The following is a 14,353-nucleotide window of genomic DNA, read 5'->3' on the forward strand; positions in this document are numbered from 1 at the left end:
TTGAAGCGTTCGGTTGATACCGGACGCTTCTTTTTTAGGAGCATTCAACTTTGAATAAAGACGTCGAGGGAAGGTTTCTTTTTGTTTCTTCACATATTAAGATAGAAGTGTAACTTTTTTTATACATAGACGACTATATCATTAAGCAGGAGGTACATGACGTGAAACGGCTCTTTGATGAATTATACGATCACTATCATCAAGATTTATTCCAATACATCATCTACATGGTCAAAGACCGGAATTTGGCTGAAGACCTTGTTCAGGATGTGTACATGAAGGTCTTGAAGTCCTACGACAGTTTTGATGGGCGGAGCAGTGAGAAGACTTGGTTGTTTTCCATTGCGCGTCATGTGACCATCGACTATTTTAGAAAACAGAAGCGAAAACGAAAACGCATCTTAGATTTTTTTGACTGGGGAGAAAAAGGTGAAGAGTTGCGGGACCAAGCTCGTATGCCCGAGGAAGTTGCGGTCTTAAACGATGAGATGCAACAGGTGTACCGTGCTCTTGACGACTGCACGCTCGATCAAAGAAGTGTTATTATCCTCAGATATATACAAGGGATGTCGATTCAAGAGGCGGCAGAAGTACTGGAGTGGAGTGAAAGTAAGGTCAAGACAACGCAGCATAGGGGAATGAAGGCCTTGAAAAGTAAGCTTGAGGAAAAGGGACAAGGAGGGGTGCAGCGTGAAGCGTAAATCTTATGATGACAACCAGATCGAAAACCTCGTGAAACAACTCCCTTCCGTGCAAGATCAACAACGAAAAGACGAATTATATCAAAACGTTCAAAAGAAAATGAATAAATCCGAGAAGAAAAAAGCCCCTTGGCTCGTTCCTGCGTTCGCATCTGTTGCTGTAGTACTGGTCATGGTTATGATCATTCCTTCGATTTGGAGTTCGATGAATCTCCAATTCCAATCCAGCCAGCCTGAAATGGGGGAAGAAAGTGGAGGTGAGTCCTCTTCTGGTGATGAAGCGTCAAGTTCAGAACAAGCAACGATGGAATCAGCCGATACAGCCATGCCGGCATTAAATCGGATGACCACTTCCCGAGTAGAAGGAAAGCCGATGGTGTACTTTGACAGTCAGGCTCAAGTCGTGGTCCCGGTATCGTGGGTAACAAACGAGCCAGTGCCCGATGAAGATCTTTCTTCCATAGCCGCTGAAGCTTACGGATTGACAGAACCATCCGCACGCTACTCATTTGAAATGGAGAATAATGAGGCGAACGTTGTTTTTCCTGCAGGTTTTAAAGCGAAGGGCAGTGCGACCGAAAATGCCATAGTCCGTTCGATTCAATGGAGGGCAGAAGCAAACAGCGCAATCCGGATCAATGTGAGTACCGAAGAGGGAGGCCCGGTGAACTTAGGAAACCGTGGAGAGGTGACACAGTTGTCTACGATTGAATCATCATCTTATGTCTATCATCTGTTCACCTCTACAACAGGCGTTCAGTTCCTCGTCCCCGTACCATTCGAAGGCACGATAGAGGAAGCCCTAGAAAGCCTGAAGAGAGATCAGTCAAACACTTCGGCGCCGGTCCCCCCGCACCTAGTGTTTGAACAAATTGACACAACGGATGACATCCTGAATCTAACGGTCAGCCACGACAGTTGGAGGGTGGACCAAAACCGCATGACCGCTGTTGAAGCCATCTTGATGACGGCCAAACAATACGGGTTTGAAGAAGTCCAGTTTCAGGGAATAACTCCATCAGAGGATGCTGAGTTTGATTATACAAAACCTATTCCCGTGCCTGGAAATGTAAATCCATTACAACCATAACCAATCCCCCTTGCACGAATGGTGTGAGGGGGTTCTTTCTTTACTTTTTGATAGGTTAAAATTACGGTCTCATGTTAAACTAGAAGAGATGTGAGAAGGGGACGATCCACAATGGAAAGAGATGATTTAAGAAGCCAGGTTTCAGAAAAGATGAAACTGATTCGAGTGGAATATGATTACACTCAGAACAGAATGGCAGAATGTCTCGGGCTTTCAAAGAAAACACTTGTTCAAATCGAGAAAGGGAGATCGACGGCAGGATGGACGACAGTCGTAGCTGTATGTGCACTTTTTCAACATAGTGAAGTGTTGAAAGGAATCCTAGGAGATGCTCCGCTTGAAATCGTAGAAACGCTTGCCCACCAGCAAGTCGAGCGTCCGGCTGGTCAGACGATGGGTGGTAAGGTGTGGTGGCAGAATATTGAAGAGAGCGAATCGTTTATTCTTCAACAGAATTTAATTAGCCAGCATTACCGGATTATTGACCAACACTATCAGCGCTGGTACTCGAGTTTTGAAGAGTCGGAGGCCAAAACACGTTTCGATGAATTAACAAACAACTAAAAACCCCCTTCAACGGAAGGGGGGAAGAAATTATTCAAACTTCAATGGATCGCCATTGAAAGGTTGGTCAGCGATTTTGATCGATTCGGTTGGGCACCCTTCAAAGGCGTCCTCCATATCCTCTTCATATAACTCCGGTACTTCTTCGGTCCCTTCGTTATCGTCAAGGACTCCAAAAGCAAGTCCTTCATCATCATAGTCATATATATCGGGTGCAGCGGCTCCGCATGCCCCGCAGGCAATGCATGTATCTTTATCAACAATCGTGAACTTAGCCAACTCAAGAACCTCCTTACTTCCCCTTCCATTTTAAAGGGCTGGAGGTCTTATTTCAATCAAACCGTCTGCATTTGGAAAAGGAGGACCCATCATGCTGCAGGAAATCGTTCTTATTTGTATCAAGCATATGAAAGAGGAACGAACCGTCTCAGGAATCTATCACTTATTAACGGGCAAACGTTCATCACAGACGATGCAGGATGCGAAGGCCTATCAGCTTTCATCCTTCTTCGGGGTGCATAAATCTTTAGAGAGACACGAATTAACCGAGGTGCTGCAATCTCTAGAAGAGAAAGAGATGATTGTCACTGACGAGTTGTATGCTCGCTTGACAAAAAAGGGGGCATTGTACCTCAAACAAAGAGACATTCAAAATCAGCTGAGTGGATTTAGAGGGCTGGATTACCACCAGGTGACGCCCGTATTGACTAAGCGGCTGTTGCTGCTCATTCAGACGGTTACCAACCTTAACGGAAAAAAGAATTCCTTTGTTCCTATTATAGACGATGCGGGAGTCCAAGCATGGGTGAGAGGCGTTTATTCCAGCAAACGTCACCAGCTGGAGTCTTTTGTTGCGACCCTTTATGAAGAGTTAAATACTGTACTCGAGGCATGCTCTAAGAGGGAGGCCTATCTTTTTGTGTGCCGTCTTACAGGAAATGGGCAAGTTGGTTCCACATATGACCAGCTTGCGGATGAATGCCATATCAAAAAATGGGATGTTCACCTGCACTTAGAACGCGTCATGCATCAAATGATACATATAGTGAAAGCAGACCCTTCAAGCTTTTCAGCGCTTTCATTGTGTTTGGAAGGTCTGGGTTCATCCAGTCTTATTACCGAGTCTGCGAAACGGACGTATTATTACGTCGAAAGAGGCTGGACAATCGAAGAGATCGTTCAAAAGAGAAGGCTAAAAGAAAGCACTATCCAAGACCACATCGTAGAGGCAGCGCTCGTTCTTCCTGATTTTAGGATTGAATCCTTTGTCTCTCTTGAAGGTCAGTCCCTAATTGTTACGATGGCACGCTCTCTACAGACGAAACGTCTGAAAGAAATTTATCTGGGGTTGAAGGAAGAGTTCAGCTATTTCCAGATTCGCCTGACCCTTGCTCACCATCAACATCATTCTAGAGAGGAGTCTCTTCATGGATCGGTTAATTGAGGAGCTGAAAAATAACTTCGGATACGATCATTTTCGAGATGGCCAAAGAACCATTATTGAAGATGTCATGAATGGTCGGGATACGCTCGGGATTTTACCAACAGGAACAGGGAAGTCACTCTGTTACCAGTTGCCAGCCCATTTGTTAAAGGGGGTCACGGTAGTCGTTTCCCCTTTGATTTCCTTGATGGTCGATCAGGTGAAACAGTTGAAAGCCCAAGGGATCAAGGCTGTAACAGCTATCAACAGCTTTATGGATCGTAACGAAAGGATCCGTGTTACGAAAAACCTGGATCGTTATAAACTCATCTACGTTTCGCCTGAGATGCTGCAGAATGACGATATTGTGGATGGGCTCAAGAGAACGGGCGTCGATTTATTTGTCATCGACGAAGCGCATTGCATTTCCCAGTGGGGACACGAATTCAGGACAGATTATTTAAAGTTGCATCTTGTCATTGAAGAACTAGGGGATCCTACTGTGCTGGCGTTGAGTGCGACGGCTACGCCTGAGGTGCAGGATGATATCCTGGAGAAACTGAACAAGCCAGATATGAATAAACGGATTCATCCAATGGATAAAACGAATATCAGTTTTGCTGTTAAGCACGTCACCACTCCTGAAAGCAAACTTATCGAAATCACTCAACTTCTCGAACGTACCCATGTTCCGACGATGATATATTTTTCAAGCAGGCAGTGGGCGGAACGCGTGGCAACAGAGCTTCAGACGAAATTGAATAAAAGAATTGCCTTCTACCATGGCGGCATGGAACAAACGGATCGTATGCTCGTCCAACAACAATTTATGAACGACCAATTGGACATCATTTGCTGCACGAGCGCATTCGGAATGGGGGTCGACAAGAAAAATATCCGATTGATTATACACTTTCACTTTCCACCTCAGCTCGAGTCGTTCATTCAAGAGATTGGACGAGCTGGGAGGGACGGTGCTGCATCAGCGAGCTTGCTTCTCTATGCTCCAAAGGATCACTATCTTCCACAAATGTTAATCGAAAGTGAGCTTCCCGACGTGAACCGCCTCCCTGGAATATTAAATTACGTGGAACGTAAGAGAGGACAAAATGGTGTCTTGCCCCTAGACGAAGTGATCATTGGCGATCTTGAACTCTCTGAATCGCAGTGGAATTTTATTCATTTTCAAATGGAGCAAGCTGGAATGGTAGATAACAGACACATCATGAAGCCGACTGAAGACCCTGACTTTTTACAAAAGTTGACCATGCTTGTACAGGAACGATGGACATATAAACAGAACAAGCTGAATGAGATGGTACATTGGATTCATGAAACGGGCTGCCGCCGTGTTTCGCTTTACCAATCTTTTCAGGACAACACTCGACTTCCTGAGGTTCCTTGCTGCGATGCTTGTGAGTTTGACATTGACGAGATTGAATGGCAGGAAGTGAACAGAACCGAAATCGCAGGTGGCACGTGGGAAGAACGTTTAGCTTCGATATTTGGCAGGGGAGTCGCTCGATGAGACGGAACAGACAAGCAGAACTCATCCGACAAATGAGCGATCGTGAAGTGACGCTCCAGTTAGTGATCACGCAACTGATTCTGCTCGTTACGGCTTTAGTGGTCAGTTTATTTGTATTCGATGCATTCTGGGCAGATTGGCTTACATTCTTCCCTATTACTATTGAGAAATGGTTATGGTATGGAGTCTTTCCGGGTGTTTTGATTCTTCTCATCGATCTCATGCTGATGTATAGTCTTCCTAAGAAGTATTACGATGATGGGGGTATCAATGAAAAAGTTTTTGAGAATCGGTCCGTGCTCAGCATTCTTTTTCTTACCCTGCTGATTGCGTTTAGTGAAGAGATGCTGTTCCGTGGTGTTCTGCACACGTCACTTGGGTATATACCTGCAAGCATTCTTTTTGCTGTGATTCATTTCCGCTACTTGACTAAACCGGTACTGATCATCTCTGTACTATTTGTAAGCTTCTTGATTGGATACATGTTCGAGGTGACAGGGAACCTTACTGTTACCATAACCGCGCACTTTATCGTCGACTTCGTACTGGGACTTTGGATACGCTTTGGCAAATGGGGTGGAAATGATGGAAAATAGGAAAAGTCAGGATCAAGCTGAAGCTTTACGAGCCTATAAAGAGGAAGAAGGATTCCAGGAGTACGTGTCGGTGCTTGATCTGCCTCCACGTAGTGAAGTGCATGAATCTTCAAAGAAGCAGACGAAGTGGAAGCTGAACATTCTCTGGATCAGGTTTTTATTCATTCTTCTTATTCTGCTGATTGCGGTATTTTTATCCCAGCCCTACTGGGGAGAGTGGTTCGGGACGTTTCAGTCAGAGAATCCAATCATAATCGATGAGCAGCCTTTGCATGATGAAGTGACTGTAGAAAGAAATGAATGAGTAAAGGTGGGGCGGCAACAGCCTGTATGGTTAGACATGTCGTTAACATTTTTATGAAAACAAATGATAGCAAACGTAGAAAAGGAACGTACCTTTCGTAAGGTACGTTCCTTTTCACATAACCTGATAAATGATTTAGGGTTAAAAGTACTGTTTGCGATCTCGCTCGAACTTTAGGATCTCGACCGCCTCACGGAATCGTTGAGAATGCACAACCTCTCGTTCTCTAAGAAACTTCAAGCTGTCGTTCAAACATGGATCGTCCGACATGTTGATGATCCATTGATACGTCGCCCTCGCTTTTTCTTCTGCAGCAATGTCCTCGTATAAGTCTGCGATCGGATCCCCTTTTGCGGCTATGTACGTAGCCGTCCAAGGTGTTCCGGCAGCGTTGTTGTAGAAGAGGGCATGGTCGTGATTCGCAAAATGAGCACCGAGACCAGCTTCCTTCATTTGTTCTGGTGTCGCATCTTTCGTGAGTTTATAAATCATGGTAGCAATCATCTCTAAATGAGCGAATTCCTCTGTCCCGATGTCTGTCAAAAGCCCAATGACCTTATCGGGGATGGTGTAACGCTGATTCAAGTATCGCAAGGCGGCCGATAATTCCCCATCCGCACCTCCGTATTGCTCAACGAGGTATTTGGCGAGCCTCGGGTTGCACTCGGTCACTTTTACCGGATATTGCAGCTTCTTTTCGTAATACCACATGTCTTGATCCTCCTCACTATAATTGCCACGGCCAAGGACCATCTTTCCAGTTCCACGGATAACCGGAGAAGCTGGCTCCATATTGTCGTAAAGGACCAAAATGTTGTTCGTAGACATTTTTCAAATCCCGACTTTCGACAGCCAGTTGGTTAAACTGTTGAATGGCCTGTGAATCTTGAGGGTGAGTGTCCAAATAGAGAGTTAGCTCGACGAGGGCAAAATCGACGACTTGAATTTTCTCCATCAATTCATAGCGGTCAGCCTTCGGTGCTTTGTTCACGGTAGCCGCCTCCTTCTAGTGGGTAAGGATCGTAAAGACTCGGCCATAATGTTCCTTTGTACAAAGCTTCTTTCAGACTGTATTGAGGGAGGTTGGGTTGTTGGAATCCTAAATAGAGATTGGGTGGTGTAGCATAGCAGATCGGAGTTCTAGGGGGGCACGGGTCAAAAGGGCTGTAGTAAGGCTGATAACATTTCACCGGTGTGTACATCTCATCATCACCTTTCTTCTCATGTTCATACCTATGCAAAATCCGGAACATGTATTCAGTCTATAAAAAAGGGATTCTTCAGGCGGTTGGAGAAATAGTTATAGAATCAGAATAATGTAGAGGTGATCAGAATGTTTGTCAAAAGTATCATGAAACCGCCGCACAAATCGTACACGGCGAAGAGCAGCGAACCATTGAAGACGGTGCTATCCTTTTTGAATGATAAAGATATCGACTGTGTCCCTGTGTTAGAGGGGCGGACCTTTGTGGGGATGGTATCGAAAGAAGCGGTTTACCAATCGTTCTTTGAAAAGGAAATGGATAAGGATAGCTTCCTTAATGAGACGACAGCTGGTGAAATTGCTGTTAAAAAGGACTTATATATCCACGATGAAGAGGTATTTGAGCGTACTTTACCTTCGTTCAAAGGATTTCCGGTATTAGCAGTTGTGGATCGTGATAAGCAGTTTCTTGGTTTAATTACGAGATACGACGTATTAGAGCAGTTTGAAAGTGCTTTCGGCGTCAAGAAACAAGGAGTTCGAATCGCCTTCACATCTGAAGAATCAGAAGGTAGGATTGAGCGTCTCGGAGATATTATTAAAAGCTATCATGAGAATGTCATTTCGCTTGCGACTTTCGATGAAACCGACAAACTGGCACGACGAATCGTTCTCAAGGTCGAAAAAAGTGATAATATTGAAGCCTTTACGAAGAAGTTGGAGAAATCAGGGTTTCGAATACTTAGCGTGAAAGAAGTGTAAAGCTGCTGTTTACAGCAGCTTTACACTTCTTTCGAGTAATATCACTTTCTTATCATCTCAGCTGTATGGTAAGATGGATTTTACTTTCTCTTTCGAGGATGGTGTTCACATGTTGACTTCTTTTATCATTCTCTTTCTCTTGTTGATTTGTATGTCAGGCTATATGCTGTTCCGCGCACAGTATGATCATGTTCGCTTTCATCAAATAACAGACCATCAATATCCCTCATCCACCCCTCTCAACATTTTGTTTATATCTGATATACATAATCGAGTCATCAAGCAGGAGACGCTTCGTTCGCTGACAGATGTCGATTTGGTCATCATCGGAGGAGATCTTGTGGATCGCCGTACCCCTTTGAAGAAACTTAAAGAAAACTTGAGCACTCTTCAATCATTCGGAGCGCCGATCTTCTTTGTGCCGGGTAATAATGACCATGAACTGGAAGGCGGTGACCTCATCTCGCTTCTCGAAAAGGAAGAGGTCAAGGTGCTTGCCAATGAAGATCAGAAGATTTCTCTTCACGGTTCGGATTTTCTATTAAGCGGTTTAGATCCTTATTTTTTGAAACCGAGGCGCAGGATGAAGTCAGCCATCCACGATACGAGGAGCTATCAAATCTTATGTGTCCACGATCCGTTTGTTTTTGAGCGGATGAACCGCGAAGACCGACAGAAATTCCGTCTTATTTTGACAGGGCACACCCATGGTGGGCAGATCCGCTTCCTTGGTATAGGACCCTACAAAAGAGGTGGAATGAAATTGGAGGGGAGTCAGCACTTTCTCATAAGCGAGGGGTACGGGACTTCTTTGGTTCCGCTCAGGTTGGGAACCGCTGCGGAGTGTCACATGATTGAAATATCCGGCATCGATGCGTTGTGAAGAATATACAGATTTTACATGCTCAATGTTGTAACGATATAATAATGATAAAACTACTCAAGTGTGTGGAGGCAATCTTATGGCGAATACGAAACCCAAATACAATATAAAGGCCGTATCACAAATGATTGGCATCCAACCAGGAACGCTCAGAGCATGGGAACGACGCTATCAGATGATTCGCCCATCCCGCAATGAAGCAGGACACCGGTTGTACACCGATGATCATATAAAAATATTGAAATGGTTGATGGAAAAGGTGAATAAAGGTTTTACCATTTCTCAAGCCGTATCCCTGTTGGAGAGCAATGAGGATGTCTTTACAGAAACCAATGAATCGGGCTATACAAACCAATTGCAAAAAATCGGTGACGAGTTGCTGGATGACCTTCTTTCTTTTGATGAAACAGAAGCACAAAAGAAACTGGATCATGCTTTCGCGCTCTTTACTCCCGAAACCGTTGCGATTGATATCATTGGTCCGATTCTCGTGAAAATCGGCGATCTTTGGGAAGAGAATCATATCACAAGTGCACATGAACACTTTGCCAGCCAATTCATCAGATCTAGAATCGGGATGATGCTATTAGCGATACCTACAGACGGCATGCTTCCGAAAGCGCTGCTTGTGTGCGGTCCTAACGAACGTCATGAATTGGGCTTACTGATTTTTGCATTGTTCTTAAAGCGCAAAGGTTACGATGTGGTCTATCTCGGTCAGAGCATCGCAGGAGGAGACATAGACATCGTAATAGAAGAAATCGAACCGACGTACGTGTTTATGTCATGCACCTTGAAAAAAAATATACCGATTACGGTCAGGCTGGCTGAATCGTTGTCCAAGCAGTTTCCGGATATGAAAATCGGTCTTGGTGGGTACGCTTATGACCGGTTATCAGAGTTGGACAGGAAGCGAATACAGCCGTTTATCGTAGGTAACTCTAAGAAAGACTGGGAAAAGTGGCTGCAGCTTCGAGCGTAGTGCTTAATCCCTAATCCTTTAAAAGACTTGCCCCTTGAAATATGGGTTCGATATAATTTGAAAAAAGGTACCATATTGAGCACAATCATCATAAGATATAGATAAACACATTGTGACAGGGGGGCGATCATGTGCGAGTAGAAAGAATGTCTAATGAGAAATTCAAGATATTCCTAACGTTTGATGATTTATCGGAAAGAGGTTTGTCGCGTGATGAGCTGTGGAATGACCTGCCACGTGTTCATCGTATATTCAGCGATATGATGTATGATGCAGGGTCTGAGCTTGGGGAAGAGCTTTCGGGTGTCCTTCTTGTTCAGGTATATTTGTTGCAGGCACAAGGGATGTTAATCATCGTTACGAGAAGTGAACCGATTGACTTTGATGATGAAGATGATTATTTGGAAATGAAAGTCACACTGGATGAAAGCAGTGAAATGATGTTTTCTTTCCAACGTTTTGAAGATGTCATTCAGGCAGGCTTGCAGCTTCATCGATTGAATGTGGACGGGGGCAGTGTGTATCATTATGAAGATGATTACTATATGCTTCTTACAGAAGATGATGTATGGCATTTAGATGACGATCAAGTCATCGCGTTAATGTCTGAGTTTGCATCCGCTTCAGCAGCGACTTCTCACCGCTTGATAGAGTATGGAAAAACCATTATGGAAAATCAGGCGTGTCGAACCATTCATCACTATTTTTCATAAAATGGAAAAGCAGGAACGATGCTTCTTTAGCTTCGTTCTTTTTTGTTTTTAGCATAGATGACCATGATGGAAAATGTTACGATAAAAACGTGTATATCATAGGGAAACAGAATAGAAATGGAGTGTAGATCATGAAGATTGCGGTTTTATACGGGGGTACTTCCGGGGAACGCGAGGTTTCTTTGTCAACAGGAAAGGGAATTATAGAAGCGTTACAAAATAACGGACACGAAGTATTCGGAATCGATTTTTCACCTGAAAAATTGATTGACATTATCAAATTGAATGTGGACCTCGTATTTATAGGGTTACATGGAAAATTCGGAGAAGATGGTAAAATCCAAGGTTTACTCGATATGCTTGAGATTCCTTATGTAGGTTCTGGTGTGCTTGCGTCTGCACTTGCGATGGATAAAACAAAAGCTAAGCAGATTTTCGGTTCAAACGGGATCAAGATAGCGAAAAGTAAATCCTATCCGGCAACAGATGGGATTGCAACCATTGCCGAGAGCGTAAGAAAACATTTCACTCCTCCTTTTGTTGTAAAACCCAATCAGGAAGGTTCAACGCTAGGACTTACGATTGTGAAAGAGGATCGTCAACTCGAGGAAGCTCTTAAGCTTGCGGTTGAATCAGACTCTACGATTTTAATCGAGGAATATATCAAAGGGCGCGAGATGACGGTGCCAGTAATTGGACGTCAGGGTGAAGAACAAGCGCTCCCTATTATCGAGATCATTCCTAAGAATGAGTATTACGATTTTGACTCAAAATACAAACCAGGCGGCAGTGAACATATCGTACCTGCCCAAATTGACCTTGATCTCACGAATCGAATGAAGGAAGAAGCGGTGAGGGCCCATCAGCAGCTAGGCTGCGAAGTCTATTCGCGCGTTGACTTCATTGTCGATGAAGACGGTGAACCTGTCATTTTGGAAGTGAATACACTTCCGGGCATGACGCCTACGAGTCTGTTCCCGGATTCAGCAATGGAAATCGGTTGGAGCTATGATGAACTCATTCAGAAGTTTGTCGAAATATCTGTATCAGAGAAAACTAAAACCGTGTAAACGTTTACAATTTATTTGATTTTAAAGAGAAATTCATCAATTCCGCCTTTCCATAAGCGGGGCTAGCGTGTATACTATTGACTGAACGATGACCCTTACGTCAATGGATGGATATAGGAGGTAAATGGATGGTAGCCGATAAGCCAACAGATACTGCAAATGATAAGAATGACAAACTCGACGTGTTAAAATCCACTCAGACGGTGGTAAAAAAAGCACTTGATAAATTAGGGTATCCAGAAGAAGTTTACGAACTGATGAAGGAACCCGTTCGAATGATGACGGTACGAATTCCAGTAAGAATGGATAATGATAAAATAAAAATTTTCACAGGCTACCGCGCTCAGCACAATGACGCCGTTGGTCCTACTAAAGGCGGAGTGCGTTTCCACCCGAATGTATCAGAGAAAGAAGTAAAGGCTCTATCCATTTGGATGAGTTTAAAGGCTGGAATTGTAGACCTTCCATATGGAGGGGGAAAAGGCGGAATAGTATGTGACCCGAGAGAAATGTCATTCCGTGAGCTTGAAGGAGTAAGCCGCGGGTATGTTCGTGCCATCAGTCAAATTGTAGGGCCTACAAAGGATATCCCGGCTCCAGATGTATTCACAAACTCACAGATTATGGCATGGATGATGGATGAATACAGCCGTATTGATGAATTCAACAACCCGGGTTTTATTACTGGTAAGCCATTAGTTCTCGGCGGATCACACGGACGAGAGACCGCTACGGCTAAAGGTGTAACGATTTGTATTGAGGAAGCTGCGAAGAAGAAGGGTATTAATGTAGAAGGTGCCCGTGTTGTCGTCCAAGGATTCGGGAATGCCGGAAGCTTCCTTGCTAAATTCATGCACGATCGAGGAGCGAAAGTCATCGGTATTTCAGATGCTTACGGTGGACTGCATGATCCAGATGGTCTCGACATTGATTACTTACTTGACAGACGCGACAGCTTTGGAACCGTAACAAACCTGTTTAAGAACACCATTTCCAACGAAGAGTTATTGGAATTGGATTGTGATATTCTAGTTCCAGCTGCAATCGAAAACCAAATTACAGAAGACAATGCCTATAACATAAAAGCATCCATTATCGTTGAAGCAGCCAACGGACCGACGACGCTTGACGCTACAAGAATTCTGTCTGAACGAGGAATTCTCCTTGTGCCGGACGTTCTTGCTTCCTCTGGCGGAGTAACGGTTTCCTACTTCGAGTGGGTACAGAACAACCAGGGTTATTACTGGACGGAAGAAGAAGTGGAAGAGAAACTCCACAAAGTAATCGTCAAAGGGTTTGATAACGTCTATCGAACGGCAGAGACGAGAAGAGTCGACATGCGGCTGGCTGCTTATATGGTCGGTGTCCGTAAGATGGCGGAGGCTTCAAGGTTCCGCGGATGGATTTAGGTTGATTTGATCATATGAATCTCCTATCATTAGGATGGTAGGAGGTTCTTTTTGTTCAAAAAGATCTCTTCTCTTAACGACAAAGTGACCGAAGAAACCTAAAAATCAGAAAGACTCGCGACAGGACAGAGGAGTGACAGAACGTGCAACAAGAAAAGGTAATCATTATTGGCGGTGGCCCGTGTGGCATGAGTGCGGCCATTGAATTGCAAAATCAAGGGCTTGAGCCACTTATTATAGAAAAAGGCAATATCGTAAACTCCATTTATCACTATCCGACTCATCAGACTTTTTTCAGTTCCAGCGAAAAGCTTGAAATTGGAAATATTCCTTTTATCTCTGAGCGGCAGAAGCCTGTGCGAAACGAAGCACTTGCTTATTATCGCAGGGTAGCGCAGCGTGAATCACTTCGCGTACATGCGTTTGAGAAGGTGGAGAAAGTCGAGCGTAAGGACGACGGCTTTGTTTTGTCGACAACGAAAAATACGGGAGAGGCATGTGTGTACTCTGCCGAGCAGATTGTCATCGCAACCGGTTATTACGACCAGCCGAACTATATGGGAGTCAAAGGTGAAGAGCTTGATAAAGTTCAGCACTACTTCAAAGAAGCCCACCCGTTTTACAAAAAGAATGTGGTGGTCGTTGGAGGGAAGAACTCTGCGGCGGATGCAACGCTCGAGCTTGAGAAAGCAGGTGCGAATGTAACCGTGCTTTACCGAGGAGAAGAATATTCGAAAAGCATTAAGCCTTGGATTCTTCCTTTGTTCGAGTCGTTAGCAAAAAAAGAACTGATCGATATGAAGTTCTGTGCAAACATAAAGGAGATCACCGAAACAGAGGTCGTTTACGAGTGCAAGGGGGAAACGCACCGTATTCCTAATGACTTTGTATTTGCTATGACCGGTTATCGTCCCGACCATGATTTTCTTACTGAAATGGGTGTGGAAATGGACGAGGAAACAGGACGACCGAACTTCCAAGAAGATACAATGGAGACGAACGTACCTGGCATTTATATTGCTGGTGTCATTGCAGCTGGATACAACAACAATGAGATTTTCATCGAGAACGGTCGTCATCACGGCGGCAAAATCGCAAAAAGTATTCAAAGTAAAGCATAGAAA

The 14,353-nt window shown here is 44.2% G+C and carries 18 protein-coding genes; 14 read left to right on the plus strand and 4 right to left on the minus strand.

The annotated features are described in order from the left end of the window. Positions 1–161 precede the first annotated feature (161 nt). From sigX to LCM20_RS06885, 3 genes are all read left to right on the plus strand, one after another. Positions 162–701, plus strand: a complete 540-nt coding sequence (gene sigX, locus LCM20_RS06875) for an RNA polymerase sigma factor SigX (RefSeq protein WP_225194688.1) — start codon at positions 162–164, stop codon at positions 699–701. Beyond that, entirely contained in the window at positions 691–1,791 is a 1,101-nt protein-coding gene (locus LCM20_RS06880) for a hypothetical protein (protein WP_225194689.1), read from the plus strand. The genes sigX and LCM20_RS06880 overlap by 11 nt, the downstream gene beginning before the upstream one ends. Before the next feature lie 111 nt (positions 1,792–1,902). Next, positions 1,903–2,355, plus strand: coding sequence for a helix-turn-helix transcriptional regulator (locus tag LCM20_RS06885; protein ID WP_225194690.1), 453 nt, complete (start codon positions 1,903–1,905; stop codon positions 2,353–2,355). A gap of 30 nt (positions 2,356–2,385) precedes the next feature. Here LCM20_RS06885 and LCM20_RS06890 read toward each other — a convergent pair whose 3' ends face one another. After that, on the minus strand, positions 2,386–2,634 hold the full coding sequence (locus LCM20_RS06890) for a ferredoxin (protein ID WP_225194691.1): 249 nt from the start codon (positions 2,632–2,634) through the stop codon (positions 2,386–2,388). 91 nt (positions 2,635–2,725) lie between these two features. Here LCM20_RS06890 and LCM20_RS06895 point away from each other — a divergent pair, with 91 nt between their 5' ends. The 4 genes from LCM20_RS06895 to LCM20_RS06910 are packed head-to-tail and all read left to right on the plus strand — an operon-like array spanning position 2,726 to position 6,206. Further along, the gene (locus tag LCM20_RS06895; protein WP_225194692.1) at positions 2,726–3,799 is read left to right on the plus strand and encodes a helix-turn-helix domain-containing protein; all 1,074 of its coding nucleotides are present in this window, start codon (positions 2,726–2,728) and stop codon (positions 3,797–3,799) included. Then, on the plus strand, positions 3,783–5,306 hold the full coding sequence (locus tag LCM20_RS06900; RefSeq protein WP_225194693.1) for a RecQ family ATP-dependent DNA helicase: 1,524 nt from the start codon (positions 3,783–3,785) through the stop codon (positions 5,304–5,306). Before LCM20_RS06895 ends, LCM20_RS06900 begins: the two co-directional genes overlap by 17 nt. Continuing rightward, entirely contained in the window at positions 5,303–5,902 is a 600-nt protein-coding gene (locus LCM20_RS06905; RefSeq protein ID WP_225194694.1) for a CPBP family intramembrane glutamic endopeptidase, read from the plus strand. The genes LCM20_RS06900 and LCM20_RS06905 overlap by 4 nt, the downstream gene beginning before the upstream one ends. Next, entirely contained in the window at positions 5,892–6,206 is a 315-nt protein-coding gene (locus LCM20_RS06910; protein WP_225194695.1) for a hypothetical protein, read from the plus strand. The genes LCM20_RS06905 and LCM20_RS06910 overlap by 11 nt, the downstream gene beginning before the upstream one ends. A gap of 141 nt (positions 6,207–6,347) precedes the next feature. On the opposite strand, the gene LCM20_RS06915 is transcribed toward LCM20_RS06910, so the two are convergent. From LCM20_RS06915 to LCM20_RS06925, 3 genes are read right to left on the minus strand one after another with little or no spacing between them, the layout of a single operon-like run. Further along, complete coding sequence (locus tag LCM20_RS06915; protein WP_225194696.1) at positions 6,348–6,917, minus strand: manganese catalase family protein; 570 nt, start codon at positions 6,915–6,917, stop codon at positions 6,348–6,350. A gap of 16 nt (positions 6,918–6,933) precedes the next feature. Then, positions 6,934–7,197: a spore coat protein CotJB gene (locus LCM20_RS06920; RefSeq protein ID WP_318247301.1), complete on the minus strand. Its 264-nt coding sequence runs from the start codon at positions 7,195–7,197 to the stop codon at positions 6,934–6,936. After that, a complete protein-coding gene (locus tag LCM20_RS06925) occupies positions 7,175–7,408 on the minus strand; it encodes a spore coat associated protein CotJA (protein WP_225194697.1) in 234 nt (77 codons plus the stop codon). The genes LCM20_RS06920 and LCM20_RS06925 overlap by 23 nt, the downstream gene beginning before the upstream one ends. Positions 7,409–7,557: 149 nt before the next feature. On the opposite strand from LCM20_RS06925, the gene LCM20_RS06930 reads away from it, so the two are divergent. The 7 genes from LCM20_RS06930 (at position 7,558) to LCM20_RS06960 (ending at position 14,350) form a co-directional block, all read left to right on the plus strand. Continuing rightward, a complete protein-coding gene (locus LCM20_RS06930; RefSeq protein WP_263621968.1) occupies positions 7,558–8,172 on the plus strand; it encodes a CBS domain-containing protein in 615 nt (204 codons plus the stop codon). 109 nt (positions 8,173–8,281) lie between these two features. After that, positions 8,282–9,055 (plus strand): metallophosphoesterase, encoded by a 774-nt coding sequence (locus LCM20_RS06935; RefSeq protein ID WP_225194699.1) that lies wholly within the window; start codon positions 8,282–8,284, stop codon positions 9,053–9,055. 79 nt (positions 9,056–9,134) lie between these two features. Next, positions 9,135–10,037, plus strand: a complete 903-nt coding sequence (locus tag LCM20_RS06940; protein ID WP_225194700.1) for a MerR family transcriptional regulator — start codon at positions 9,135–9,137, stop codon at positions 10,035–10,037. Positions 10,038–10,168: 131 nt separating this feature from the next. Continuing rightward, positions 10,169–10,750 carry a genetic competence negative regulator gene (locus LCM20_RS06945; RefSeq protein ID WP_225194701.1) on the plus strand — a complete coding sequence of 194 codons (582 nt, stop codon included), beginning with the start codon at positions 10,169–10,171 and terminating at the stop codon, positions 10,748–10,750. Positions 10,751–10,881: 131 nt separating this feature from the next. After that, entirely contained in the window at positions 10,882–11,820 is a 939-nt protein-coding gene (locus LCM20_RS06950; protein ID WP_225194702.1) for a D-alanine--D-alanine ligase, read from the plus strand. A gap of 128 nt (positions 11,821–11,948) precedes the next feature. Continuing rightward, a complete protein-coding gene (locus LCM20_RS06955) occupies positions 11,949–13,229 on the plus strand; it encodes a Glu/Leu/Phe/Val family dehydrogenase (RefSeq protein WP_225194703.1) in 1,281 nt (426 codons plus the stop codon). Positions 13,230–13,372: 143 nt separating this feature from the next. Continuing rightward, on the plus strand, positions 13,373–14,350 hold the full coding sequence (locus LCM20_RS06960; RefSeq protein ID WP_225194704.1) for a YpdA family putative bacillithiol disulfide reductase: 978 nt from the start codon (positions 13,373–13,375) through the stop codon (positions 14,348–14,350). Positions 14,351–14,353 lie beyond the last annotated feature (3 nt).

The organism is Halobacillus litoralis, from assembly GCF_020171725.1.
GTDB lineage: Bacteria > Bacillota > Bacilli > Bacillales > Halobacillaceae > Halobacillus > Halobacillus litoralis_F.